Annotated in this window: 28 protein-coding genes; 15 read left to right on the top strand and 13 right to left on the bottom strand. The window is 67.7% G+C overall.

The window, feature by feature from the left end; genetic code table 11:
- Positions 1 to 468 (bottom strand): hypothetical protein, encoded by a 468-nt coding sequence (locus BLU38_RS06920; RefSeq protein WP_157683261.1) that lies wholly within the window; start codon positions 466 to 468, stop codon positions 1 to 3.
- A gap of 97 nt (positions 469 to 565) precedes the next feature.
- Between BLU38_RS06920 and BLU38_RS06915 the strand changes: the two genes are divergently transcribed.
- Positions 566 to 1,441 (top strand): LLM class flavin-dependent oxidoreductase, encoded by an 876-nt coding sequence (locus BLU38_RS06915; RefSeq protein ID WP_091521923.1) that lies wholly within the window; start codon positions 566 to 568, stop codon positions 1,439 to 1,441.
- A 28-nt stretch (positions 1,442 to 1,469) separates the two neighbouring features.
- Here the strand turns inward: BLU38_RS06915 and BLU38_RS06910 are convergent, their stop codons facing one another.
- Positions 1,470 to 1,850, bottom strand: coding sequence for a YciI family protein (locus tag BLU38_RS06910; RefSeq protein ID WP_091521921.1), 381 nt, complete (start codon positions 1,848 to 1,850; stop codon positions 1,470 to 1,472).
- Between the two features lie 75 nt (positions 1,851 to 1,925).
- A complete protein-coding gene (locus tag BLU38_RS06905; RefSeq protein WP_091521917.1) occupies positions 1,926 to 3,383 on the bottom strand; it encodes an MFS transporter in 1,458 nt (485 codons plus the stop codon).
- 121 nt (positions 3,384 to 3,504) lie between these two features.
- Between BLU38_RS06905 and BLU38_RS06900 the strand changes: the two genes are divergently transcribed.
- The gene (locus BLU38_RS06900) at positions 3,505 to 4,218 is read left to right on the top strand and encodes a dienelactone hydrolase family protein (protein ID WP_091521914.1); all 714 of its coding nucleotides are present in this window, start codon (positions 3,505 to 3,507) and stop codon (positions 4,216 to 4,218) included.
- A 78-nt stretch (positions 4,219 to 4,296) separates the two neighbouring features.
- Here BLU38_RS06900 and BLU38_RS06895 read toward each other — a convergent pair whose 3' ends face one another.
- The 3 genes from BLU38_RS06895 to BLU38_RS06885 form a co-directional block, all read right to left on the bottom strand.
- Entirely contained in the window at positions 4,297 to 4,482 is a 186-nt protein-coding gene (locus tag BLU38_RS06895) for a YegP family protein (protein WP_091521912.1), read from the bottom strand.
- 207 nt (positions 4,483 to 4,689) lie between these two features.
- The gene (locus BLU38_RS06890) at positions 4,690 to 5,202 is read right to left on the bottom strand and encodes a DinB family protein (RefSeq protein WP_197680027.1); all 513 of its coding nucleotides are present in this window, start codon (positions 5,200 to 5,202) and stop codon (positions 4,690 to 4,692) included.
- Between the two features lie 89 nt (positions 5,203 to 5,291).
- The gene (locus tag BLU38_RS06885; RefSeq protein WP_091521908.1) at positions 5,292 to 5,693 is read right to left on the bottom strand and encodes a DoxX family protein; all 402 of its coding nucleotides are present in this window, start codon (positions 5,691 to 5,693) and stop codon (positions 5,292 to 5,294) included.
- A 31-nt stretch (positions 5,694 to 5,724) separates the two neighbouring features.
- Between BLU38_RS06885 and BLU38_RS06880 the strand changes: the two genes are divergently transcribed.
- Positions 5,725 to 6,273, top strand: a complete 549-nt coding sequence (locus BLU38_RS06880; RefSeq protein WP_091521905.1) for a TetR/AcrR family transcriptional regulator — start codon at positions 5,725 to 5,727, stop codon at positions 6,271 to 6,273.
- Between the two features lie 5 nt (positions 6,274 to 6,278).
- A complete protein-coding gene (locus BLU38_RS06875) occupies positions 6,279 to 6,950 on the top strand; it encodes a histidine phosphatase family protein (RefSeq protein WP_091521902.1) in 672 nt (223 codons plus the stop codon).
- Between the two features lie 41 nt (positions 6,951 to 6,991).
- Here the strand turns inward: BLU38_RS06875 and BLU38_RS06870 are convergent, their stop codons facing one another.
- Positions 6,992 to 7,885: an SDR family oxidoreductase gene (locus BLU38_RS06870; RefSeq protein ID WP_231920217.1), complete on the bottom strand. Its 894-nt coding sequence runs from the start codon at positions 7,883 to 7,885 to the stop codon at positions 6,992 to 6,994.
- On the opposite strand from BLU38_RS06870, the gene BLU38_RS06865 reads away from it, so the two are divergent.
- Complete coding sequence (locus BLU38_RS06865) at positions 7,870 to 8,721, top strand: helix-turn-helix transcriptional regulator (protein WP_091521900.1); 852 nt, start codon at positions 7,870 to 7,872, stop codon at positions 8,719 to 8,721. The genes BLU38_RS06870 and BLU38_RS06865 overlap by 16 nt on opposite strands.
- A gap of 78 nt (positions 8,722 to 8,799) precedes the next feature.
- On the opposite strand, the gene BLU38_RS06860 is transcribed toward BLU38_RS06865, so the two are convergent.
- Complete coding sequence (locus tag BLU38_RS06860; protein ID WP_091521897.1) at positions 8,800 to 9,432, bottom strand: maleylpyruvate isomerase N-terminal domain-containing protein; 633 nt, start codon at positions 9,430 to 9,432, stop codon at positions 8,800 to 8,802.
- A gap of 250 nt (positions 9,433 to 9,682) precedes the next feature.
- Here BLU38_RS06860 and BLU38_RS06855 point away from each other — a divergent pair, with 250 nt between their 5' ends.
- On the top strand, positions 9,683 to 10,666 hold the full coding sequence (locus tag BLU38_RS06855; RefSeq protein WP_091521894.1) for an EamA family transporter: 984 nt from the start codon (positions 9,683 to 9,685) through the stop codon (positions 10,664 to 10,666).
- 51 nt (positions 10,667 to 10,717) lie between these two features.
- On the opposite strand, the gene BLU38_RS06850 is transcribed toward BLU38_RS06855, so the two are convergent.
- A complete protein-coding gene (locus tag BLU38_RS06850; RefSeq protein ID WP_157683260.1) occupies positions 10,718 to 11,818 on the bottom strand; it encodes an acyltransferase family protein in 1,101 nt (366 codons plus the stop codon).
- A 265-nt stretch (positions 11,819 to 12,083) separates the two neighbouring features.
- Here BLU38_RS06850 and BLU38_RS06845 point away from each other — a divergent pair, with 265 nt between their 5' ends.
- The 9 genes from BLU38_RS06845 (at position 12,084) to BLU38_RS06810 (ending at position 21,395) form a co-directional block, all read left to right on the top strand.
- Positions 12,084 to 12,788, top strand: a complete 705-nt coding sequence (locus BLU38_RS06845) for a GntR family transcriptional regulator (RefSeq protein ID WP_197680026.1) — start codon at positions 12,084 to 12,086, stop codon at positions 12,786 to 12,788.
- A 96-nt stretch (positions 12,789 to 12,884) separates the two neighbouring features.
- The gene (locus tag BLU38_RS06840; RefSeq protein WP_157683259.1) at positions 12,885 to 14,153 is read left to right on the top strand and encodes an extracellular solute-binding protein; all 1,269 of its coding nucleotides are present in this window, start codon (positions 12,885 to 12,887) and stop codon (positions 14,151 to 14,153) included.
- 2 nt (positions 14,154 to 14,155) lie between these two features.
- Entirely contained in the window at positions 14,156 to 14,830 is a 675-nt protein-coding gene (locus tag BLU38_RS31590) for a carbohydrate ABC transporter permease (protein ID WP_231920463.1), read from the top strand.
- Entirely contained in the window at positions 14,746 to 15,045 is a 300-nt protein-coding gene (locus tag BLU38_RS06835) for a carbohydrate ABC transporter permease (RefSeq protein ID WP_231920376.1), read from the top strand. The genes BLU38_RS31590 and BLU38_RS06835 overlap by 85 nt, the downstream gene beginning before the upstream one ends.
- Positions 15,042 to 15,986, top strand: a complete 945-nt coding sequence (locus tag BLU38_RS06830) for a carbohydrate ABC transporter permease (protein WP_091521879.1) — start codon at positions 15,042 to 15,044, stop codon at positions 15,984 to 15,986. The genes BLU38_RS06835 and BLU38_RS06830 overlap by 4 nt, the downstream gene beginning before the upstream one ends.
- 8 nt (positions 15,987 to 15,994) lie before the next feature.
- Complete coding sequence (locus BLU38_RS06825) at positions 15,995 to 17,086, top strand: sialidase family protein (protein ID WP_091532060.1); 1,092 nt, start codon at positions 15,995 to 15,997, stop codon at positions 17,084 to 17,086.
- A 95-nt stretch (positions 17,087 to 17,181) separates the two neighbouring features.
- Positions 17,182 to 17,979, top strand: coding sequence for a dihydrodipicolinate synthase family protein (locus BLU38_RS06820; RefSeq protein WP_157683258.1), 798 nt, complete (start codon positions 17,182 to 17,184; stop codon positions 17,977 to 17,979).
- A gap of 36 nt (positions 17,980 to 18,015) precedes the next feature.
- Complete coding sequence (locus tag BLU38_RS06815) at positions 18,016 to 19,608, top strand: ABC transporter transmembrane domain-containing protein (protein WP_231920216.1); 1,593 nt, start codon at positions 18,016 to 18,018, stop codon at positions 19,606 to 19,608.
- Entirely contained in the window at positions 19,605 to 21,395 is a 1,791-nt protein-coding gene (locus BLU38_RS06810; protein ID WP_091521869.1) for an ABC transporter ATP-binding protein, read from the top strand. The genes BLU38_RS06815 and BLU38_RS06810 overlap by 4 nt, the downstream gene beginning before the upstream one ends.
- A gap of 72 nt (positions 21,396 to 21,467) precedes the next feature.
- Here the strand turns inward: BLU38_RS06810 and BLU38_RS06805 are convergent, their stop codons facing one another.
- The 4 genes from BLU38_RS06805 to BLU38_RS06790 all read right to left on the bottom strand — a co-directional run bounded on the left by BLU38_RS06805 (position 21,468) and on the right by BLU38_RS06790 (position 24,598).
- Positions 21,468 to 22,004, bottom strand: coding sequence for a hypothetical protein (locus BLU38_RS06805; protein WP_091521866.1), 537 nt, complete (start codon positions 22,002 to 22,004; stop codon positions 21,468 to 21,470).
- 178 nt (positions 22,005 to 22,182) lie between these two features.
- Positions 22,183 to 22,851, bottom strand: coding sequence for a flavodoxin family protein (locus BLU38_RS06800; RefSeq protein ID WP_091521863.1), 669 nt, complete (start codon positions 22,849 to 22,851; stop codon positions 22,183 to 22,185).
- Positions 22,848 to 23,645 (bottom strand): DUF2306 domain-containing protein, encoded by a 798-nt coding sequence (locus BLU38_RS06795; RefSeq protein ID WP_091521860.1) that lies wholly within the window; start codon positions 23,643 to 23,645, stop codon positions 22,848 to 22,850. The genes BLU38_RS06800 and BLU38_RS06795 overlap by 4 nt, the downstream gene beginning before the upstream one ends.
- Positions 23,642 to 24,598: an NmrA/HSCARG family protein gene (locus BLU38_RS06790; protein ID WP_231920215.1), complete on the bottom strand. Its 957-nt coding sequence runs from the start codon at positions 24,596 to 24,598 to the stop codon at positions 23,642 to 23,644. The genes BLU38_RS06795 and BLU38_RS06790 overlap by 4 nt, the downstream gene beginning before the upstream one ends.
- Positions 24,599 to 24,616 lie beyond the last annotated feature (18 nt).

The following is a 24,616-nucleotide window of genomic DNA, read 5'->3' as shown; positions in this document are numbered from 1 at the left end:
TCATCGGTCGACGCTGTCGGATGGATCGGTGTGCGCGGCCGGGCCCTGCGCTGATGGGCCGGTCGCGGGTCTGCTGATGTCGACGGTGTCCTCCTCGGTCGTCTCCTTCTCGGCTGCCGGTCGTTCGCTCGGCTGTCGCCCGATGTCGTACCGGGCTCGGGCGATGCCTTCGGCGCGGACCCGGCGGTCCGCTCCCTGATAACCCCCGAGCAGCGAGGTGCCGGCCAGCCGGGCCGGCAACGTGTTCGGCGCCAGCCCGCCGGCCGCTGCGGCCTGCCGCATGCTCAGCCCGTCACCGACGACACCGGCCGCGAGCGCCTCGTTGAGCGCGATCTCGGTGTTCCGCGACGCTTCCTGCAGGTGGGCGATCGCTGCCGACGGTGTCGAGGCGTCGACCCGCTGCAGGCTGTCGATCGCGCCGGTCACGGCGGTCTCGATCAATCGACGAGTCTGTTCCGGGGTACTCATCCATCCAGAGTATGCAGAAACTGCACATGCGCAATATCTGCACATGGTACGGGGCGGGGCGCTTCATTTCCGGCGGCAGCACCGACATGCTGGTGCCATGCGCATCGGCATCCACATCCCCCCGACCATCCCGCCCGAGAGGCTTCGCAGCCTGGCAACGGCGGCCGAACGCAGCGGCCTCGACGAACTGTGGGTGTGGGAGGACTCATTCAAGCAGAGCGGTGTCGCCTCGGCGACCGCCGCGCTGGCCTGGACCGACCGGATCCGGGTCGGGATCTCCCTGCTGCCGGCACCGCTGCGCAATCCCGTGCTGACGGCGATGGAATTCGCCACCGTCGAACGGATGTTCCCCGGACGCTTCGTTGCCGGCATCGGTCACGGCGTGCAGGAATGGATGGGGCAGGCGGGCGTCCGGGCCGCGTCCCCGCTGACCCTGCTGCGGGAGCAGGTGACGGCGATCCGTGACTTGCTGGCCGGCGAGGAAGTCACGGCCAGTGGGCGCTACGTGAATCTCGATCGGGTCCGGCTGGACTGGCCGCCGAGCCCGCCGCCACCGTTGATGGTCGGCGGCTCCGGGCCCAGATCGGTCGCCCTGGCCGCCGAGATCGGTGATGGCAACCTGCTCACCAATGCGCTCACCGATGACGAGGTACGGGCGCTCGCCGGTGCCGTGATCGTGGCGCGGAAGCAGGCAGGTCGGACGGATGCGGACAGGCCCGAGGTGGCCGCGGCGCAGATCGTGGCAACCGGCGCGGATGCCCAGCAGCGGCTCGATCGGGAGTTGCCGCTGTGGGGTGGTCGACCGGGAGCCGGGATCGGGGTGGCCGGCGATGCGGCGGCGGTCGCCGCGGCCGCGGACCGCTACGCGTCGTACGGAATCACCAGCTATGGCGTCCAGCCGACCGCGGACGAGCCCGATCTGGAGGGCTTCATCGCCTTCCTCGGTCGGCAGGTGAAGCCCCTGCTCAGCTGATCGGCCAGCAGCGAATCACTCGGGCCGATCAGGCTTCTGGCGGTGCCTCCTGCAGGGCGCGGACCTCGATCCGGCTCTGCATGGCCTTGGCCGCCCGGGTGCCCCAGTCCAGTGCGGTGTCCAGGTCGGCCGCCTCGATCACCCAGAAGCCGCCGACATATTCGGACGCCTCGACGAACGGGCCGTCGACGATCACCGGAGCATCCCCGGTGGCGTCGATCGTCTTCGCGGTGCTCGGCGGATGCAGGCCACCGGCGAACAGCAGGGCGCCCGACTCCTGCAGTGCGGTGTTGAAGTCGCCGACGGCCGCCATCACGGCCTCCAACTCGGCGGGGTCCATCTGCTGCATCGATTCCATCGTCGGCTCGTCGGCCGAATCATGGGGCAGGGTCAGGAAGTACTGCGTCATCGCGGATCCCTTCGCTTCGATGCCACAAACGTACCTTGTTGCCGACGGGGGCGGGAGGAGTTCACCCGAATTCGGCTACCAGCTGCCGCGATGCTCCGGGACCCGGATCAGCAGTGGCAGCACCAGGATCAGCAGACCGCTGAAGACCAGGAACACGTGGCCCAAGGTGTTGCCCGGTGAGGTGCTTGCGGCCAGGACGGCGGTTGCCACCGAGATCGACAGGATCGACCCGCCCTGTCTGAACATCGCGCGCATCCCGGAGATCCCGGCGACGGCATCCGGAGCGAGCTGGAGGATCGCGTTGTTGGAGGCGGGCAGGGCGATCCCCATGCCGACTCCGGACACCGCCGACGCGATCGACAACCACAGGTACGGGCTGATGCCCGGCGGGGCGCCGAGCGCGGTCGTCACCATCCCGACCGCCAGCACCGAGAAGCCGATCAGCATCGGCAACCGCGATCCCGTACGGCGGAGCGCGAAGGTCGCCAGACTGGCGACCAGGATCATCCCGATCGCCCGCGCGGTGAGCAGCGTTCCGGCCTCCAGCGTCGAGATCCCGTAGCGAGTCTCGGCGTACAACGGGACCAGCGCGCCGAAGCCGATCGCCGCACAGCCGTGCAACAGATTGATCAGGTTCATCACCCCGAAGCCTTTGCCGGTCAGCAGTCGGATCGGGATGAAGGGCGATCGACCGTGCTTGGCGTGCCGGACGAACAGCACCAGGGCGATGACCGCCAGCACCTCGGGCAGCAGGAAGCCGATGCTCAGCACGCTGCCGCCGCCACCCAGGTGCGTGACGCCGAGCATCAGGCCGAGGATCAAGCCGGCCAGCAGGGCCAAGCCGTAGACGTCGATCCGGTTCCGCTGGGCGGAGCCGCCGGCGGCCCGGTCGCGCGGGATGAAGATCACGGTCATGATGATCAAGGCGACGCCGAGCGGAACATTGACCAGGAAGATGCCTCGCCAGGACCAGTAGCTGACGAACACGCCGCCGATGATCGGACCGACGATCCCGCCGATCGGGAAGATCGAGGTGAACATTCCCAGTGCCCGATCCCGATTGGGTCCGAAATGATCGGCGACGATGCCGCTGGCCGACGGCAGGAACGCGCCGCCGCCCACTGACTGGATCGCGCGCAGCACCACCAGCAGGGCGATGTTGTCGACCAGCCCGCAACACAACGACGCGACGGTGAAGATCACCGCAGCGGTCAGGAATACGCGTTTGCGACCGAACATGTCGGCGAATTTGCCGGCCAACGGCAGCACGATCACCTGGCCGAGGGAGTAGACCGTGATCGTCCAGCCGCTCCATTCGATGCCGGCGCCGAGGTCGGATTGGATGGCAACCAGGGCGGTGGCAACGACGGTCTGGTCGACCGAGGCCATGAACAGCGCCATCGCCACGATGCCGAACACGAGCCGACGGCGGGGCAGTGCTGCCGGCGCGGTGGCCGATGCTTCGATGGCGCCGGTCGGCAGCGCGGAACCGCTGTTGGGATCGGTGGCGGCGGGTGGTGACTGACGTGGCATGGACGCAGGTGCCCCTCATCGCAGGTCGGACCGCCGGGCTCGGACCGTATATTACGTGCCGAGCGGCAACTAACTGCGTCCGGTCTTGCCGGCTGGACGACCGATCGAAGCGGAGGGCGCGATGAGTGCATCGAAGATCGAGGTCTTCAAGGCGATACCGAGCGGGGAGATCAAGGGCGGGCTGCTGCTGATCCACGAGATCTGGGGCCTGGTCGATCACATCCGGGACGTCGCCGGCCGATTCGCCGAACAGGGCTACCTGACCTACGCCCCGGACATCCTCAGCAAGGCCGGGATGACGCCGAAGATCGGGCAGGAACTCGTCGAGTTGTCCAACGATCCGGACGAGGAGAAGCGGGTCACCGTGCAGCCGCTGATGCGGGAGAAGGCCGCACCGGCGTTCGATCCGGAGTACGCCGAGTGGGCGGTCGCGACGCTGCGCGGCGTGGTCGACGAGTTGGCCGACCAGCCTGGCGTCGACGGGCGGCTCGCGGTGCTCGGTTTCTGTTTCGGCGGCACCTACTCCTTTGCGTTGGCGGCGGCTGACGACCGGATCAAGGCTGCAGTTCCGTTCTACGGTGCCCCGGCGGACCTGGGCGCAGTGTCTGCCATCGGCTGCCCGGTGCTCGCGATCTACGGCGACCAGGACGAACGGCTGATGACCGGGCTCCCCGATGTCGAGGCGGCGATGAAGGCCGCGGGTGTCGACTTCACCGCCAAGGTCTATCCGGGCGCCGCGCACGCCTTCTTCAACGACGCCGGACCGCGTTATGACGAGAAAGCTGCGACCGATGCGTGGCAGCTGTCGTTGGACTTCCTCCGGCGGAGCCTCTGAGCGCTCCCGACCTCGACATGCCGGACGCCGGTACGCCCGCCGACTGTTGTCGGGCGTACCGGCGTCGGATGATGCGTATCAGCCTTCGGTGAGGTCGACGACCGTCGATTCTCCGGCGGCGCGCTTCACCGACTCGGTGCCCTTCAGTGCCGCTGCCTTGGTCTCGTACGCCTCGCCGGAAGCGACATTCTCACCGTTGCCGGCCTTCAGTCGCCAGCGGTACTTGCCGGCCTTGTCCTTGTAGACCTCGAACTTTCCAGCCATCCGTGAGCCTCCTTGATCAGCGATAGTCGACCTCGACGCTACCGAAACCGTCCCCGACGGCGCCAGGGGGTCTGACACACAGCATCCTCAGCTGGGCGGGGGAGTGCCGCCGGCCCAACACGGTGATCTACGGGCCTGGTGGGTCGGTCGGTGTGTGACCTTGATCAACGTGCCATCCGCGCGGGCGGCTGAAGTCCGTTGTGATGATCATGGAAGCTGCGACCCCTCGCTACGGTGCCGTCGGACGTCCATGGTGTGGTGGACGATCTCGTGCACGGTGTGGGCGGCCACCCACTCCAGGGTGCGTTCGGCGCGCTCGGGGTAGTTGTAGACGACGCGACGTCGCCACTCCTCGGGCGAGAGGTGTTCCAGCGTGCGGGCCAGCGAATCGGCGGTGTCGTGGAGCTGGCGTGCGATATCGGCCGCGGTCAGTCCGGTGTATTCGCCCCAGCCGACCCGTTCGTCGCGTCCCATCGGGATGATCGGCGGCGTGTCCGCGGTACGGGCATGGAGGATGCGTTCGCGCTGCACGATCAGCATGTCGCGGACATGGCCGCCGTACTCGATGGCGGTCCAGCAACCCGGCGTCGGGCACGGCGCCGCGCCGACGGCCAGCACGGTGTCGCCGAGGTTGCCGGCATCGGTGCGCAGGCGGACGGCCGCTGATTCGGTCGTCACCTCGGCGTAGTCGAAATCGCACTCCTGACAGTGATCAGTCACCCTTCGATCCAAGCATGAGTCGGCGAGTCGGGCCAAGGGGTGACGATGAGTTGATCTTGGTCCATGCGGTGCTGATCGACGCGATGGGTTCAGATCGCCGAGATGACGAAGATCAACTCCGCAACACAGAGGATCATCATCCCTGCTGCGTTCAGGAAGAGATTGCGGCCGAAGTCTCTGGCCCGGACGTGGATGCCGATCGCGATCGCGAAATAGCCCACCAGGGCAGCGGCGGTGAGCAGGGCGAGTGCTGGCACCCAGATGCCGATCAGCAATCCGAGTGCGGCGGCAGCCTTGATCGGGGTGAGCAGTCGCCAATAGGGGCGCGGGAATCCCATGTTGGTCAGGCAGGTCGCGATGAAGGGCACCGGGCGCCAGCACAGCACTGCGTCCACAGCCGAGATCACGGCCAGCACGACGAGGGGCCACCAGGGCTCCAACACGATGATCAACTCCTTGCTGTGACGGTGCGCGAATCGCACCGTTCCCATACCATACCGTACCGTATGGTATGGTCGGGACATGGCACCGAGAGATCGCTGGATCGACGAAGGCTTCGTCGTGCTCCGTGAGCAGGGCGCGACCGGCCTGAAGGTGGACAGCATCGCCGCCCGGCTGGGGTTGACCAAGGGATCGTTCCACCACCATTTCCGCGGTGCGGGCGACTACCGACGCGTGCTGCTGGCGCGATACGAGGAGCAGGCCGTCGATGCGATCGAGCAGTTCCTGGCCGCGGCTGTTGACCTGGCGCCGGATCGGGCCGTGATGTCCCTGGCCGATGCACCGGTCCTGGACAACCGGCTGGACGCGGCGATCCGTTCCTGGGCAGCCGATGATGCCGACGCTCTCGCCGTCCAACAGCGGGTGGATCAGCAACGGCTGGCGGCCCTCATCGGTCTCTGGGAGAGGATCCTGCCGGATCCGCAGCAGGCCAGGATCGCTGCTCTGGTGCCGCATCTGGTCGTGATCGGGGCCAGCGCGGCGCAGCCTGCTCCGACCGAGCAGGAGATGCGGCAGGTCTTCGAGCTCCTGGCTGGCATGGTGCCGTCGATCGGTGATCAGGTTGGATAGTGTCCATGAGCACCGAATTGATCTTGGTCCGGCACGGCGAATCAGTGGCCAATGTCACCCCCGTGATCGGCGGGATGACCGGCGATGTCGGGCTGACCGATCGCGGCCGTCGGCAGGCCGAGCTGCTGGCCGAACGCTTGCGGGCAGAGAAGTTCGAGGCCGACGTGCTGTATGCGAGCACGCTGCCGCGGGCCCAACAGACCGCCCGGTACGTCTCGCAGGCGCTGGGTCTGCCGGTGCTCGACGACGCCGAGCTGCAGGAACTGCGGCCGGGTGATGCCGATGGCCTGTCGGTCGGGGAATGGAAGTCCCGGTGGCCCGGACTGGCCGACGGGATGTGGCGCCGACCGTTCCAGGCATTCGCCTCCGGCGGCGAGAGCTGGGCAACGTTCCTGGCTCGTGCCGGCGCGGGACTGACCGAGCTGGTCGCCCGGCACCCCGGAGAGCGGATCGTGGCCGTCACCCACGGTGGAGTGATCGAGGCCTCGCTCGCACTCGTCTTCGGGCTGGGACCGACGACCGCGCGGGTCAAGTTCGCCTTGGCCAACACCGGCGTCACGACCTGGCGTCACGATCCTGCTGCCGATGCAGCCCACTGGACGCTGGTCTCGGTCAATGACGCCGCGCACCTGTCCGGTCTGGCCCCGGAGGGCGACGGGCTGTCGGCTATTCGCTGAGGCCGGCCTCGGGCCAACGGCTCAGAGCCCGCGACCGGCGACTACTTGCCGTGCGGATCGGATGCGTTCACCGTGGCGACGACCTGGTCGTAGTCGCCGCGTACCTCGGCGTAGCGCAGGAACTTCACCTGCTCGACCTGGATCTCGTGCGCATCCGGATCGGCCTCGAGGAGGCCCATCACCTCGGACACGAACGCGTCCAGCGGCATGGCGAATTCGCTGTCTTGCTGGCCGGGTAGCAGCTCGGTCCGCACCGCCGGCGGGACCAGCTCGGTGATCTTGACCGAGGTGTCAGCCAGCTGCAGCCGCAGCGATTCACTGAGCATGTGGATGGCCGCCTTGGACGCGTTGTAGCTCGGCGTCACCGTCAACGGCGTGAACGCCAGCCCGGAGGAGACCGTGACGATCGTCGCGTCCGGCCGGGTCTGCAGATGCTCGACGAACGCCGCGATCAGCCGGACCGGTCCGAGCACGTTGGTGGTGATGATCGACTCGGCCGAGGCGAGGAAGGTTTCCGGATGATGCCAGTCCTCGACCGCCATGATGCCCGCCATCGCCACGACGACGTTCAGCTCGGGATGGTCGGTGATGAGCTGTTTGGCTGCGGCGGTGATGCTCTCGTTGTCAGTGGTGTCGATGACGACCGTTTCGAGGCCAGGATGCTCGGCGGCGAGCCGGGACAGCAACTCGGCCCGGCGACCCCCGATGATCACGGTGTTGCCCTTGGCCTGCAGTTCGAGCGCCAGGGCGAGGCCGATACCACTGGTCGATCCGGGGATGAAGACGGTATTGCCGGAGATGTTCATGTCGTCGATCATGATCGCTGCGGCCGGGCGGCGGCAGAGACCGGTTATCGGGGGATCACTGATCCCTGGTTGAGCGTCGCTGCGGGCAGCCGACCGGGACGATAATGGACCGTATGGATCGTGCAGCACTGGCCGACTTCCTGCGCCGGCGTCGGGAGGCGTTGCAACCCGCCGACGTCGGACTGCCAGCCGGGGCACGTCGCCGGGCGCCCGGGCTGCGGCGCGAGGAGGTCGCAAACCTGGCAGTGATGTCGACCGACTACTACACCCGACTGGAGCAGCGGCGCGGACCGCAGCCGAGCGAACAGATGCTCGCCGCGATCGCCCGTGCGCTGCGGCTGTCCGACGGCGAACGTGACTACCTGTTCCAGGTCGCCGGGCACAACGCGCCAGCACCGACCACCGCGGCGGCCCACGTGGCGCCGCAGCTGCTGCGGGTACTGGACAGGCTCGACGACACCCCGGCGATGATCATCTCCAACCTCGCGGAGACGTTGGTGCAGAACCGGATGGCCGATGCGCTGTTCGGCGATCGGACCCGGTTCACCGGCCCGGCGCGGAGTGAGATCTATCGGTGGTTCACCGATCCCACCGAACGGCTCCGCTACCCCGAGGACGACCGTGATCGGCAGAGCCGCGCGCAGGTGGCCAACCTGAGAGCAGCGTACGGGTCGATGGGCGCCGACTCACGAGCCGGCGACCTGGTCCGCAGGCTGCAGAAGATCAGTGCCGAATTCGCCGCCCTGTGGGAACGGCACGAGGTCACCAAGCGGTTCGCCGATCACAAGACCCTGATCCACCCCGAGCTCGGCGCGATCGAGGTTGACTGCCAGGCGCTGTTCACCGAAGACCAGTCCCAGGCGCTGCTGGTCCTCACCGCCCCGCCGCACACCGACGGCCACGACAAGCTGCAACTGCTGGCCGTCCTCGGCCAGGAACAGTTCGCCGACGCACGACGAGATTGATCACCCACGACCCACGAGGGCGATTGATCACGACACACGAACGGCCCTGAGCGCAGTCGTTGGGCAGGTTCCGGTGCCTCAGAAGGCGCTGATCGTCGGCGGCATCCGTTCCGACCGGGTCAGCGCACTGGTGACAGCTGCCTGGCCATGGCGCTCGACGGCCAGTTCGGCGAGGACCTGCAGCACCGGGCGATAGACCTCGATCGGGAACGACGGCGTCGGCAGCTCGACGCTGCGGGCCAGATCATCGACATGGGTGACGATCTCGATCATCCGGGTCAGCAGGAAGTCGCTGCGCCGCAGACTCCACCCCTGCCAGGGAATCCGGACCACGTCGGCAGCCTGGTCGTCCAACGACAGGGCAGCGACAGTACTCCGCGCGCCGGCCATCCTCGCCACCAATGCCGGATGCCCGAGAGCGGCCTCGGACTGGTCGGTGGAGCGGTCGAGAGCGGGGTCGTCGAGATCCGCTGCGGTCACCCAGGCGGCCCGCCGGTAGTGCTCGGCGACGGTGTCCAGCGGTTCGTCGGTCGCGGCCACCGGCAGCAGTTCGGCAGCCCGGACGGTCTGTCGGCCGAGGTGACAGGCCAGCATGCCGATGCTCATCCGCGGCAGCACGCTCGAATCCTGCCAGCGGGTCGCGACGCGGCGATCTCCGACGAGCTCGGCGGCAATGTCCGCGGCGTCCAGGAACTGGTCGATGGCCGGCACGGCGGTGAGCCTACCTGGGAGGATCGGCTGCCGGTACGGCGATCGCTTCCTGGTGCTCGGTGGTAGGGTCCGCGGCATGCGGTTGTGCATCGTTTCGCCACCACGCGCCTGATCGGGCGCGTCGTCAGCATCCTCTGAGGACAACTCCGGCCGGTAGTCGCCGGCCGTCGAGTTTCGCGCGCCCGAAGCCAGCTCCCTGCTGCCACTGCGAGGCGCCCCTGTCTGCTCGGGCGCGCGAAGGAACATCCTGATGTCTGATCTTGATCATCCGTCCTGTGCTGCCCGGGCAACGTCGGGTGCAACGACCAATCTCAATCTGTCGGCGATGATCATCGCCGGCATCGCCTGGGGGAGCGGTGGCCTGTTCGGGTCCCTGCTGGCTGCCCACGCTCACGTCTCCGCCGTCGCCGTCGCGGCCTGCCGACTACTCGGTGGCGGACTGATCGTGCTGGCAGGCTTGGCGATTCGACGGCCGAGGCGGGAGACGAACGGGAGCCGGCGGCTGATCTGCGCGGTCGGGGGCCTTGCCGCCCTGTTCCAGACCGGCTACTTCGTCGCCGTGATCTTGATCAACGTCAGCCTGGCGACCTTGATCACCATTGCGGCGGCGCCGGTGCTGGTCGGTCTGGTGGAGATCGTCACCGGGCGGCGCCGGTTCAGCCTGCGGCTGGCCGTGATCTTGACCCTCACGATTGCCGGTCTCGGTCTCCTGATCGGCTCGCCGATCGCCGGCGTCGCCCCGGCCGCCCTGGCGCTCGGTACGATCGCCGCTCTGCTGTCGTCGGCGAGCTTCGCCACGATGACTCTGATCGTCGCTCGCGCTCGATCGTCGATCGCGCCGGCTCGGCTGACCGGACTCGGCTTCACCTTCGGCGGGCTGTTGCTCGTCCCGGTCGTCGCCGTCACCGGGGGCATCGATTCGATCATGATCAACCCGAGCAGCATTGCCGCAGCGGTCGCGCTGGCGCTGATCCCGACCGCGCTCGCGTACAGCTTGTATTTCCGGGCGTTGGCGACGATCCCGGCTACGTCGGCCAGCGTGCTCGCCGTCATCGAGCCGCTCACCGCCGCCGTCCTCGGGCGCGTGGTGCTCGGAGAGCGGCTCGCGCTGCCCGCTCTGGCCGGGGGCGCGTTCCTGCTGGCGGCGATCGTCGGCGCCGCGCAGGACGCGGTCGCCACTCGGCGAGCGGCCGAGCACCGACAGTCGACTACGGGCAGCGTCGACGGACGGTGACACTCCCGAGCCGGGTGGGCCGTCGGCTGGATCGACCAGGAGACTCACCGGTCAGGGCGTCGGCCGCGCGTCCCCTCGCCATGCCGGACGGTCAGTGCGAGCTACCGATTGCTCGGTCGGTGTGCGCATCTTCTGGTGCGTTCGATCGCCGTCCGGCCGGAACAGCCACCGCCACCGGGGCCGGACGATCGGTGCGGCGATGGTGCGCACCGGTGCCGACCCGAGGACCGCCGCGGTCAACGCGCCGATCGCGACGGCACCCGGCAGCGCCCACCAGCCGTCCAGCCAGGTCTCCAGCCGGTCCCCGATCAGTCGCAACACCAGCGGGTGCAGGAGATAGACGAACAGGCCACCGGACCCGAGATAGGTGATCAGCGGGATCGACCGCTTCGGCACCAGCCGTAGCGTCGAGAGTGCGACCACCGTTGCGGTCGCCAACATGGCGAGCCGGACGGTCCAGGCGAGCAGCGGCGTCCAGTCACTCGGATACGGCGCATCCGTGCGGAGCCACGAACGATCGAGTCGATCATGCAGACCGATCGCGATCATGATGTCCGCGGTGATCACCGCCGCGGCCGCGACCAGCGTCCAGCGACGGCTGAGCAACCGTTGCGCCCAACCCTGCTGCAGCTTCCAGCCGATCACGAACAGCGGTAGCCAGACGACGGTACGCGAAGCGGAATAGACGTTGTCGACCTTGTCGACGTAGCCGATCACCAACGCCAGGACCACCGAGCAGAGCAGGGGATAGCGCAACCGCGCGATGTAGGGCAGCGCGATGCGCCAGCACAGCAGGGACAGCAGGAACCAGGTGGCCCAGGCGGGGACGACCGTGTGCACCCGGAACCCGTCGCCACGAACCAACAGGACGAGGGTGTGTAACAGTCCGAACAGCAGGTACGGCACGAGGAGCGATTCGATCAAACGGCGCAGGTCCCGGGGCGCGAGGTTCTCTGAGCGGGAGAAGTATCCGGCCAGGATGCAGAACACCGGCACCCGCATTCCCCAGGCCGCGAAATCCAGCATCTCCAACGTCGGATGGCGGGCAAGGAGCCCGCTGGTGAGGTGGTGGATCACGATCAAGGTTGCCGCGAGCCAGCGTGCGTTGTCCCAACCGGGCTGGCGTCGGGTCGCTTCGGCTGACGCACTCATCGGCACCGCTTGGTCGGGCGGCCGCCCCATCGATTAATCACAGTCGCACTATAGGAAATATCGGGATAATGCGTCGCCACCCGGGTGGCCGGCGAGGCGAATCCGTCATGGTCGGCGGCCGGCGGCGGGACGACCAGGAGCTGCTCCGTTCGTCGGCTGCATGATTGCCTCTTGACAGTTTCCGTAAACCGTTATTCGATGACGGTTAACCGTAGACAATCAGGGCCGGGCCCCCGGCCAGACCAGCTGAGAGCAGGGAGTGCCGGTGCGCCACGACCTCCAGATCGCCCCACCGGTAGCGCTGGGTGTGCACGTCACCGATCGACTGCGACGCGAGATCGTGTCCGGCGAGCTGCCGTCAGGGACCCATCTGGTGGAAGGCAAGCTGTCCGAACTGTTCGGTGTCAGTCGTGGCCCGGTCCGTGACTCGCTGCGGCAGCTGGAGGCGGAGGGGCTGGTCGAGTCTCGGCGTCGCGGCGTCTATGTCCGCGGGCTCTCCTTGGATGACATCGACGAGCTGTATTCGCTGCGCACGATGTTGGAACGGGAGGCGCTCCAGCTGGCGATGCACCGCGAGAGCCAGGACTGGACGGCGGTGCAACGAGCGCTCGGCGAGATGACCGAGGCCGCGGATCGCGGTGATGTCGAGGCGTTCGCTCACGCCGACCTCGACTACCACACCGCCTTCTACCGGGCCGCCGGTCACCGCCGCCTGGGCGATGTCTGGGGGCAGTACAAACCGACGTTCTCGGCGATGCTGTCGGTCACCAATGCGCAGGACGCCCGCGACCTGCATCCGACGCTCTCCGATCACTCCGGACTGTTGGCGGCTCTGGTCGCCCAGGACGAACCGTCGGTGATGGCGTTACTGGCCGAGCACATCGAGGGGTCCCGGCAACGGATGCGCCGGGCTCACGGCCAGGCGATCGCCGTAGCACGCCCGGCCGACCGGCTCGGTTTGCTCGACTAGACACCTGCAATCCCTTTGTTCCGTTGGGATTGTGCTCAGCTCGACCGATCAAGCAAGGAGGCTGTGATCATGACGGGTCTGCTACCGGAGGGACGCATGTCCCGTCGATCATTCGTCGGGTCGACCATTGCCCTCGGCGCCGCAGCCGCCAGTGGCGGTCTCCTCGCCGGATGCTCGTCCGGCGGTGGACCGGTGCGCGAGGTGTCGTTCTGGTCCCAATTGGCCGGCAGCAAACGGGAGGCCGGCGAAGCACTCGGCGAGGCGTTCGCCGCCGCCCATCCACGGGTCCGGGTCCGGGAATCGTTGTACGGCAGTCCCGATCAGCTCAACCAGAAGCTGTTGACCGGCATCATCGGCGGCACGTTGCCGGACCTGTTCATCCAGCACTGGGACTACTCACTGATCTACGCCTCCGGTGACCGGTTGGCCGACCTGTCCGGTCTGGTGCCCAACGCGAGCCGACTGACCGACCGATTCGCCAACTACTCCCGGCTGGGTGGGAAGTTGGTCTCCGCGCCGCTGTACGGCACGTCGCGGGCGTTGACGATCAACGTCGACATCGCGGCCGAGGCCGGACTGGATGTCGACCGTCCGCCGACCGACTGGGATGAGCTACGGGGCTGGGCGAAGGAACTGACGCGCTGGGACGGTGACAAGCTGCTCCGGGCCGGTTTGCATCTGTATGCCAACGATCTCGAGCTCTACGAGGCGTTCACGCTGTTCGTCCAGGGCGCCGGCGGCAGGGTGCTGACCGAGGACGGCACCGACGTCGCCTTCGACTCCGACGCCGGCGTGGCCGCCGTCGAGTTCATGGCTCAACTGGTGATCAAGGACCGAGTGACCGTCCCCGGGTTCGGGATCGGCGACAGCTCGTCGGCTCCGTTCCCGTCCGGCCGTGCCGGATTCGCCATCAACGGCAACTACGGGTTGACCTCGGCCAAGAAGGGCAAGATCAACGTTGCGGTAGCTCTGATGCCGTGCCGGGACGGCGGATACACGTCGATGATCGATCCTTTCGCCTTTGCCATCCCGGCCAAGGCCGCGTCCAGACAGGGAGCCGCACGGTTCATCGACTTCGCACTGTCGGAGGAGCAACAGATCCGCTTCGCAGCCGTCAGTCGCAACATCCCGGCGACCGCCACCGCAGCCGCGTCCCCGGCGATCAAGAAGGACAAGCTGCTGGCCCGGTTCGTCGAGGCCGCCGATCACGCGCCCGAGCACGGCCCGGTGACGCCGGCCGAGACCCGGATGATCCCGGTCATCGCACGATCGGTGGCCGATGTGTTCTACCGACGGTCGACCCCGGCCACCGCCGTCCGCTCTGCCGCCGCCAAGATCCGTCCCTTCGTCCAGGTCAGGAGTTGATCATGACCTCGCTCCGCCTGATCGCCGCCCGTCGCCCTCGACGCGACTGGATCGCCTACGCCTTCATCGCGCCCGCGGTGATCGTGCTGGCCCTCGTGGTCGGGATCCCGGCCCTCACCACGATCGGCTTCAGCCTCACCGACGTCACCTTCCTGCGGCCGACATCCTTCGTCGGGTTGAAGAACTACCTGACTTTGGCCGGCGACCCGGTGTTCCGCCAGGCCCTGCAGAACACGCTCTACTACACCGTCGGCGTCACGGTGCCGACGATGGCGATCGGTCTCGGCACAGCGATGCTGCTCAACGTGCGATATCCGGGACGTAACGTGTTCCGCGCCATCCTGTATCTCCCGGTACTGATCTCCATCGCCGCCGCGGCGATGGTCTGGATCTACCTGTACGATCCTGATCTTGGTCCGCTGAACGGCATCCTGCAGGGGATCGGGCTGCCTGCTCCGCGGTGGCTGCAGAATCCGTCGACGGCGATGCCGGCGTTGATCGTGATGGGCATCTGGCGGGACTACGGAACCTCGATGCTGCTCTACCTGGCCGGGCTGCAGAACGTCCCGAGGAGGTCCGTGAGGCGGCCCGGATCGACGGTGCCGGACCGGTCCGGACCTTCTGGTCTGTGGTGCTGCCGTTGCTGCGGCCGGTCACCTTCTATCTGGTGGTGCTGACCGTCACCGGCAGCTTCCAGGTGTTCGGCTCGATCTACATCATGACCCAGGGCGGGCCGGTCGGTACCACCTCGACCGTGGTGTATCAGATCTTTCAGAACGCCTTCTCCTATTCGGACTTCGGCTATTCCTCGGCCATGTCGGTCGTGCTGTTCGTGCTCATCCTGGCGTTCTCCGTGGTGGGCGCGCGGCTGGTCAACGGGAGGCAATCATGACCATCTCCGCGGTGCGCACCGAGATCGGATCCGACGCCGAGGTCCGGACCGAACCGATCCGCAACCGACCGCGCTGGACCCCGGCGAAGATCCGCCTGATCGTCGTCTGGTATCTGGTGATCGCCGCCGTCAGTGTGGTCGCGATCTACCCGTTCCTGATGATGATCTCGACCGCGCTGAAGGATGAGACCGAGCTGGCCCAGTTCCCACCCTCGCTGCTGCCCGGCCACTGGCAATGGTCGAATTTCGTCGCGGCCCTGTCGGCAACCGACTTCGCCCGGCAGCTGGCCAACTCGTTGATCTACGCCCTCGGCTCGATGGTAGGGAACATCGTGCTCTGTTCGCTGGCCGGCTATGCGTTCGCCAAGATGCGGTTCCCGGGACGGAACGTGATCTTCGCCGGCATCATCGCGCTGTTGATGGTGCCGGCTCAGAGCCAGATCGTGCCGGTCTTCATCGTCCTGCAACACATCCCGTTGGCCGGCGGCAACAATCTCCTGGGGATGGGCGGCAGCGGTCTGCTGAACACCTATGCCGGACTGATCATGCCGTCGGTGGCGACCCCGCTGGGGATCTTCCTGATGCGGCAGTTCTTCTCCGGCATCCCCGACGAATACCTCGAAGCCGCCCGGATGGACGGCGCATCGCACCTGCGGATCTTCGGCAGCATCATGATCCCGCTCTGCACGCCGGCCGTTGCCACACTGGGAATTCTCTCCTTCCAGAGTGCCTGGAACGACTTCGTGTGGCCGTTGATCCTCACCTCCGACACCCGGCTGGCGACCCTGCAGCTCGGCCTGCAGCTGTACGCCGACGGCACCGAATCGGAGACCAACGTCCTGATGGCGGCCAGCACGCTGACCGTCATCCCCATGATCATCTTGTTCCTCGCCGCTCAACGCTACTTCGTCGGCGGACTGTCCGCCGGCCTGAAAGGATGACCTCGCCGATGCAGCTGGACCGCAGCACCGTCTATCGCGAACCGGGACGATTCGCCGGCTGGCCGGCCAACTACGGCCTCTGGGGTTGGGGTGAGGAGGTGGTGTCGATCTTCGTGTCCGGCTGGATCGGCACCGACACCGGTCTGCATCCGCGGGACAGGTCCCGCCCGTTCGTCCCGGTGGTCGCGCGCAGTCAGGACGGCGGTCGCAGCTGGACCCACGAGCCGTTCACCGGGACCATCCCCGGTGGGGCACAGACCCTGTCCGGGGACGAACACGTCGACGCCGACCTGCAGATCGGACCTCGGCTGTCGGCCGACGACTTCGTGCCGATGGCCGAGCCGATCGACTTCACCGACCCGGAGACCATCGTGCTGGTCGCACGCACCGGCATCGTGGCCGGCGCCGTCTCGTGGTTCTACGTCAGCAGCGACCGAGCGCGCACCTGGACCGGTCCGTACCGGATCCCGGACTTCGGGCAGGCCGCCGTCGCGGCCCGCACCGACATCGTCGCGTTCGGGCCGGACGAGGCACTGTTCCAGCTGACCACCGGCAAACCGGACGGCTCGGAGGGTCGAGTGCTGTCTGCCTGGACAGGCGACGGCGGACGGACTTTCGAACAACGCGGCTGGGTCGGCGAGACCCCCGACGGGTACGCGATCATGCCGTCATCGGTCGCTCTCGAGGATGGCACCGTGCTGTGTGCCCGGCGATGTGCGGGCGCGGGGGAGAAGGGCGGCCGGGCGACCTGGATCGACCTGTATGCCAGCCAGGACAGGGGCGTCAGCTGGGAGCTGATCGGGCGTCCGGTGCCCGACGCCGGCGGCGGTGGCAATCCGCCGGCTCTGGTCCGGCTCGCCGACGACCGGCTGGTGCTGGCCTACGGCAGCCGTGCCGAACCGTACGGTCTGCGGGCAGTCAGCAGCGATGATCATGGTCGCAGCTGGACCCTGCAGGTGTTGACCGATGATGTCGCGGTCCGGGACATGGGCTACCCACGAGCGATCGCGATGGACGACGGCACCGTCCTCGCCGCCTACTACGCCAACTCGGGCAGCAGATCGGAGCGCTCCATCGAGGCAGTACGGTGGCGCCCGTGACCGCTCCTTGCCCGATGCCCGACAACCCCGTGCCGGAAACACCCCTTCCGACGGCAGCTCATCGAACGGACGAGTCGCCGCTGATCATTTCGGCCGTGCCGACACCGTTCGACGATCATGATCGGGTCGACCCCGACGCGTTCGCCGACGTCCTGTCCCGGCTGCCGGCCGGTCATGCCGACGTCCTGGTCGCCGGCACCACCGGCGAGTTCCCGGCGCTGGACCGCGACGAACGCAGGACGCTGACCGAGGTCGCGGTCCGGGCCGTCGGCGCCGACAAGGTGATCACCCACGTCGGTGCGGCCTCCTTGACGGCGTCGGACCGGTTGGCCGAGGACGCGGCCTCCGTCGGCGTGACCAGAGTGGCGCTGCTGACGCCGTACTATCTCCCCGCCGATGCCGAGCAGGTGGTGGCGCACTTCCACACCTTTGCCGAACGGCATCCGCAGCTGAGCATCTATCCGTACCTGTTTCCCGATCGCACCGGTGTCACCGTCGAGCCGGAGACGTTCGCCCGGTTGATGGCGCCGGCGAACATCGTCGGCGTCAAGCTCTCCGGCCGTGCCAATGATCATTTCGACGCCTTCCGCAGCCGGCTGCGGGACGACCAGGAGCTCTACACGGGTGACGATTCGCGGCTCCCGACGATCCGCGACGACGGCGGCACCGGCGTCGTCTCCGGTTGCTTCCCGGCCGTTCCCGACCTGCTGCTGCAGGCGATCGACGAGCCCGGTCGAGTCGCCGAGATCGTCGGTCTGCTCGGCCCGTCGATCGCGCGCCAGAAGTACGCTCTGCAGTTGATCACCGGACGAGCCTGGCGATCCAGGATGTCGATGCCGGACCTGTCCGCACCGCTGGCCGATCAGATCGAGCGGTTGGTCGGCCGAAGCTGAGCCGGCCAGGCATCTGGTCCGGTACGATCCGAGGTCGTGCCAGCTGCTGATCACGCGTCCCTCCCGGAGACTGTCGTCGACTACGCGGCACTACCCGGGCCGGGCGGGCGCCCGTCCAAGATGCCCGCACCGGATGCCAAGGCGTGGACGCTCAAGGTGGCCCTCTCCCAGCGTCCGTGGAGTTTCGTCGCGTCGATCTGCATGGCGGCGACCTTCGTCTGCAACGGCCTGACGCCGGTGGTGGTTGGGCATGCCGTCGACGAAGCCATCGCCGCGTTGTCCCTTGCCCGGTTGGGATTCTGGCTGATCGTGCTGGCCGGCCTGTACCTGGTCGCCGTCGGGGTCAGCTGGGTCGCGCGGTCGATGCTGATCCGCAGCCAGCAGTTGGTCAGCCACGACCTGCGCACCATGGTCACCGACCGGATCCAGGATCCGCGCGGCTTCGCCGGCCGGGAGCGTACCGCCGGTGGCCTGTTGTCGATCGCCTCCTCCGACACCACCCGGGTGGGGGAGATCGTGATGATGACGGTGATGCCGGTCGCCGAGGCGGCGTCCATCACCTACGGCGCGATCATGATGTTCACCATCAACCCCTGGCTCAGCCTGGCCACGCTGGTCGGCGGGCCACTGCTGGTCGTCGTCGCGTTGCGGGTCGGCCGCCCGCTGCAACGCCGATCGGTCGCCCGACAGCAGGCGATCGCGCAGACGGCCGCCACCGCCACCGATGTGGTGCAGGGACTGCGGATCCTCAAGGGACTGGGCGCGATCGTCACCGTCCGCGGACGCTACGACGAGGTCTCCGGGACGGCGTACGCCAGGACCATCGAGGCGAACGCGGCCGAGGCGCGGCTGAATGGTGTCACCGAGGCAGCCGGAGCCCTCTTCGTCGCCGGGCTCGGCATCGCCGCCGGCGTGCTGGCGCTGAACGGGGTGGTGACGATCGGCCAGTTGATCACCGTTGTCGGACTGACCCAGTTCCTGATCACCCCGATGACGATGTTCGGCCGCAACCTCGCCTCCCGGTGGGCGTCGGCGGAGGCGTCCGGACAGCGGATCCGTGAAGTGCTCGGTGCGGGATTCGAGCGCGGCTCCGAGGCCGACGCCGTCAGGACCGCCGCGTTCGTCGACGCACTGCCCACCGGGCTGACGGTCGTCCGCGGCATCGATCACGCGCTGGTCTCCAGGCTGGAATCGCTGCCCCGGCACCGGGTGATCGTCGCTCCACACGCGAGCGATCTGTTCGACGGCAACGTCGCCGACAACGTCCATCCCGACCGGATGATCGCCGAACGGGCGCTGTACGTCGCCAGCTGTGACGACATCCCCGAAGGCCCCGACAAGCGGGTGGGCGAGGGCGGCCGGATGCTGTCCGGCGGTCAGCGGCAGCGGGTGGCATTGGCCCGTGCGGTCGCGTTCGATCCCGAGGTCCTCGTCCTGCAGGATCCGACCACGGCCGTGGACTCGGTGACCGAGCAGAAGATCGCCGATCGGGTCGCGAAGCATCGCGCCGACAAGATCACGCTGGTGTTCAGCGAAGCGCCCGCCTGGAACGCGGTGGCCGCCAATCACCTGCACGCTGAGGATCTGCTGGCAGCGGCCGCCGAGTTGGGTGGAGAGCGGGCCGCATGAGCCAGGTGGACACCGGGCTGCGGTTTCCGCTGGCCAACCTGCGGCAGGTCCGGCGCGAGGTGGCACGCCAACTGGGCCGGGTCCGGTACGCGAAGTGGTGGTTCGCGCTGGCCGTGGTGCTGCTCGGTCTCGGCTCCTACGCCGGTGTGCTGGTGCCGCAGCTGATGGGCCAGATCGTCGACCTGGTCACCGGTGCGCGGACCGCAAAACCGATGTGGCGGATCTGTGTCGAACTGGTCGTCCTCGCCGTCGCCGCGGCGGCCATGGGTGCCGCCGGGTACTACCTCGTGTCCCGACTGTCCGAGCGAGTGATCGCCAACCTGCGGCAGGACATGGTGGGGACCGCGTTGGGCCTTCCCACCCATCAGGTCGAGGACGCCGGCACCGGCGACCTGGTCAGCCGGTCCACCGATGACGTCGCCGAACTCTCCGCAGCCGTGTCCGAGACGCTGCCGACGCTGTCGACCTCGCTGTTCTCGATCGTCGCCACGGTGATCGCGTTGTCGACGGTGGACTGGCATTTCATGATCATCCCGGTGGTGGTCGCCCCGGTGTACTACCTTGCCTCGCGGATCTATCTCGCACGAGCACCGAAGCGTTATGCCGCCGAGCGGGCGGCGATGGCCGAACGGGCCCGACGGGTGCTGGAAGCCATCCGTGGTCGCGCGACGGTCCGGGCGTTCTCGATGGAGGAGCGGATGCACATCGAGATCGCGAACGCCTCCTGGAGCGTTGTCCGCAAGGGGATCAGAGCCCGTACCACGATGCTTGTACTGAACACCTGGATGCTCGGCATCGAACTGCTGATGCTCGGAATGGCTCTGTCGGTGGGGTATTACCTGGTGTCCACCGACGCACTCACCGTGGGAGCCGTCACCGGCGCGGTGCTAATGATCATCCGGACCCGTGGGCCGATGAACATGTTCATGCGGGTGCTGGACGTCGTCCAGTCCGGATACGCCTCGCTGGCCCGGATCGTCGGCGTGGTTTCCGATCCGCCGGTCCCGGTGCCGGACAGCGGTGTCGACGCACCACGCGGCCGGGTCGAGCTGCGCAACGTCAGCTTCAGTTATGGCGGCGGGTGGGCCGTTCGCCAGGTCAACATCATGATCAATCCGGGCGAAACCGTTGCCATCGTCGGGGCTTCCGGCGCCGGAAAGACTACGGTGGCAGCGTTGCTGGCGGGCCTGCGGGTGCCCGACGAGGGCGTCGTCCTGGTCGACGGCTATCCGGTGTCCGAGCTCTCCGACCGTGAACGTATCGCCCGGATCGCGACGGTCAGCCAGGAGGTGCACGTCTTCTCCGGGACCCTTCGGCAGGATCTGACGTTGGCCAAGCCGGACGCCACCGACGCCGAGCTGCTCTCGGCGCTCGACCGGGTCCATGCCCAGCCGTGGTTCGATCGGCTGCCATCAGGGCTGGACACCGAAGTCGGTGCCCGCGGCCTCCAGTTGGAGCCGGTCGCCGCGCAGCAGCTCGCATTGGCCCGGCTGCTGTTGCTCGACCCGGCCATCGTGGTGATGGACGAGGCCACCGCCGAAGCCGGCTCGGCGGGAGCAGGAGCGTTGGAGGACGCCGCCGACGAGGTGACCCGCGGCCGTTCGGCTTTGGTCGTTGCGCATCGCCTGGACCAGGCCTCCCGGGCCGACACCATCCTGGTGATGGACGGCGGAGCAGTGGTCGAGCAGGGCACCCATCAGGAGTTGCTCGCACTCGGCGGCGGCTATCACCGACTCTGGTCGGCCTGGAGTGCCGGTCGGCGAGAGCTCGACGCCGACTCCGTCTGACGCCGTGCTCGGGCCCCTGCTGCCGGTCGACTGCCTGCGCGGGGCCGATCATGGGACTGCCCGGGAGAACGCTCAGGCCGAAGGGGCCGATCGTTCGCCCAGCCGCTCGAGCACCAGCTCGGCCACCCGCGACGGGTCGGCGGTGGCGTCGACGGTGATCAGCTGCCACCCGCTGCGGCTGATCAGACGGCGGCTCACCGCCGCCTCATCACGAAGATGCTGGATCGCCGTCGGCAGGTCGACGACGTGGGCGGTTCCCGGAGCCGCGGTCAGCTTCTGGATGTAGCTGTCGGCCCATCCGTCGGCCTCACGGGCGATCGCGCGCGGCAGGGTCACGGCCGGGTCGGAGGTGAGCATGATGATGATCACGGTCAGGTCGCCGGACACCTTCTCGAGTTCGGTGATCACCGACGCGATCTCGGACTCGGAGTGACCCCACGCAAGCAGGGACGGGATGTGCGGGATCAGCGCGTCGGTGATCACCAGGTCGCGGCCGTTGTCGATGCAACGCCCCGCGTATCGGGCGAACGCGTCGATCAAGGTCCCGGGTGCCACCTGAGCGGAGTCACCGAACTCGGCTGCGACCGTGCGGTAGTCGGGGTGGGTCATGATGTGGTGCTCTTCGAAACGTTCGACGCAGAGACCCTGTGACGCGTAGTGCCGGCACAGAGTCCCGCACAGCGTCGACTTGCCGGTCCCCGGACTGCCGATTACGGAGAGCAGGACCGTTCGCCCAGCAACGCCGTAGCAATCGCGTTCGGTGTCAACCGGTGGCATGGTCATGATGTCAACCCCAGACGTGGTGGCTGCGTACGGTGGCGGCGGTGTAGTCGCTGGTGTGCCGGGTGAAGAGCTCGTGTCCCAGCCTCCTGGCCGTCTCGATCGGATCGTCGGGATCGCGAGCCACTTCGCCGCGGTGATTGCCTACTCCGTGCACGATAGCGACCAGGTCCTGCCCCAGGTAACGCGACATCTCATGGAACTGTGCGGCGACGCCGGTCAGCAGGCCCGGGTAGCTCTCTTCGCTCGTGATCAAGAGCGCCGTCCTCTGTCGTGCGAGCGCTTCCGACAGATCAGTGCTGTGGCTGGCGCCGAGGTAGCACACCAGACGATCAAGGAAGTTCTTCAGCACCCCGGCGACCGCGTAGAAGTAGAGCGGGGACGCAAAGACGATCGCGTCGGCCGGCGCCACGACGTCGGTGATCAAGGTCGAGTAGCGATCATCGATCGTGCACCGTCCGCGGTCGTCGCGACACACTCGACAATCTCGCAGGAAGCCGCCGCCGACCCACTCGTTGAGATTGATCATGGTCACTCGCTCGCCGGCTTCGCGGGCGCCCTGGGCACAGGCCCTGGCGAGTGCCGTCGAGTTGCCGCCTGCTCGCGGACTTGCGGTCAGGATGGTGACGTTCCGACCGGCCCGTTGTCGGTCGGTCGACCGTCGTGGATCCGTCACTGTTGCGGCTCCGTTGCGAGCGGGCCGGCAGCGGCAACCGGCCGACTGTGCTGATCGGAATCGGAGGACGAATCCGAGGTGCGTGGAGCATTGTCTCGCCGCGCGGGCCGTTGTCGTCTTCCGTTGCGACGATGCAGCCAGGCCTCAGCGATGATCAGATTCACCACCCAGCTGAGCCAGGTCGCGATGCCGATTGCGGCTGTCAGCCCGTCGGGTTCGTCGTTGGGGCTGAGGATCGCGACACAGATGACCGTCCACACGCGGTTGGCCACGATGGATGAGGCGAGGGCGAAGCTGCGGATCATCCACTCCCGATGATCTCCGATCCGACGTTGTCGGACGGCGCGATAACCGAGAGCGGTGGTGGTGCCGAACAGCAGACCGAGCATCGTGTTGGCCACCTGTTGGACCGGACCGCCCTGCGGGAACTGCGCGACGATCAGACCGCCGAAGAAGACAGGGATCGCGCAGATCATGTACAGCCGGCCGCTCCACCGATGCACCGGCAGATGCCGGCGACGCAGCCAGGGCCACAGTTGCAGCACGGCGCAACACAGCATCACCGAGCCGGCAAAGATGTGGATCACCAACGCCGGATAGTAGATCGGGGCGGCCGGGACGTCGATCCGCGACGTCGCCGGGTCGAGTGACACGTAGGGCGGCAGCGCATAGATCAGAAAGGCGATCGTGGCGATCGCCAGCGGGACGATCCACGGCCGCCGCCACCAGGGCTTGACCGGTGCCGGCCGAGAGCGGTGTCGTCGGTTGTCATCGGGGATGGGTGTACCACTCATGCCCTCGACTCCGATGTTCCGGAGCGCTCGGCGGTCGGCCGGCTGTCGCGATCCGTCCGCGCGGGGTAGCGGGCCGACAGCCAGGTCTCGAAGGTGAGTAGTGCGGGATACACGGAGCGCAGGGCCGCGATGTCGGCCCGCCATCCTTCGCGTTCGTTGGCGAAGATGTAGCCGGCGAGGGCGTCGGGATCGGCGCCGCCGAGGGCGTCCCGTGCGATCGCGTGGTAGGCCACGGGCTGCCCTGTTGCCGCCGTGATCGCTTGAACGATCTGGGGCATCGTGAGCTCGTCGCCGGCGAGTTCGAGCGCCTGTCCGACGTACTCATCGGGGTGGGCAAAGGCCAATGCGGCGAAGGCTCCGATGTCGGTGCTGGCAATCAACTGGACCGGTACCTGGGGTTGGAACACGTCGGTCAGCACACCGTCGCGGATGCCGAGCTCGGGATGGAACTGGTTCTCCATGAACCGGACCGGTCGCAGAATCGTTGCCGGGATCCCGAGCTCGGCGATGCGCTGCTCGATCTGCCATTTGCTCTGCCACCGGCGGATGCCGCTGTCCCGCTCTGCGCCGCCGACCGAGGCGTAGACCAGATGCTGAACACCGGCCGCCGTGGCGGCCTCGGCAACGGCGACCCCGAGCGCAACCTCGTCGCCGACGGAGAAGTCAGCCGGAGTGCCCGGATAACCGGCGGTCGGCTGCACACTGAAGACGCCGACCGCCTGAGCGAACGCCGCCCGCAGCGATGCGATGTCGCTCATGTCGCCTCGGACGAGCGTTGCCCCGAGGTCCTGCAGGATCCGGGCTCGGGGTGAGCCCGGATCGCGTACCAGAGCGTGCACGGACCGCCCGTTCCGGAGCAGATGTCGCGCCGTTGCGCCTCCCTGAAGTCCGGTGGCGCCGGTCACCACAATCGGGCCGGCGGCCACCGAGGCATCGGGTGGGTCTGTTGTCACGGGCGAGAGGGAAGGTCT

It is taken from the genome of Microlunatus soli, assembly GCF_900105385.1.
Lineage (GTDB): Bacteria > Actinomycetota > Actinomycetes > Propionibacteriales > Propionibacteriaceae > Microlunatus > Microlunatus soli.
The sequence above is the reverse complement of the archived record's forward strand: the minus strand, read 5'-3'. Positions and strand labels throughout refer to the sequence as shown.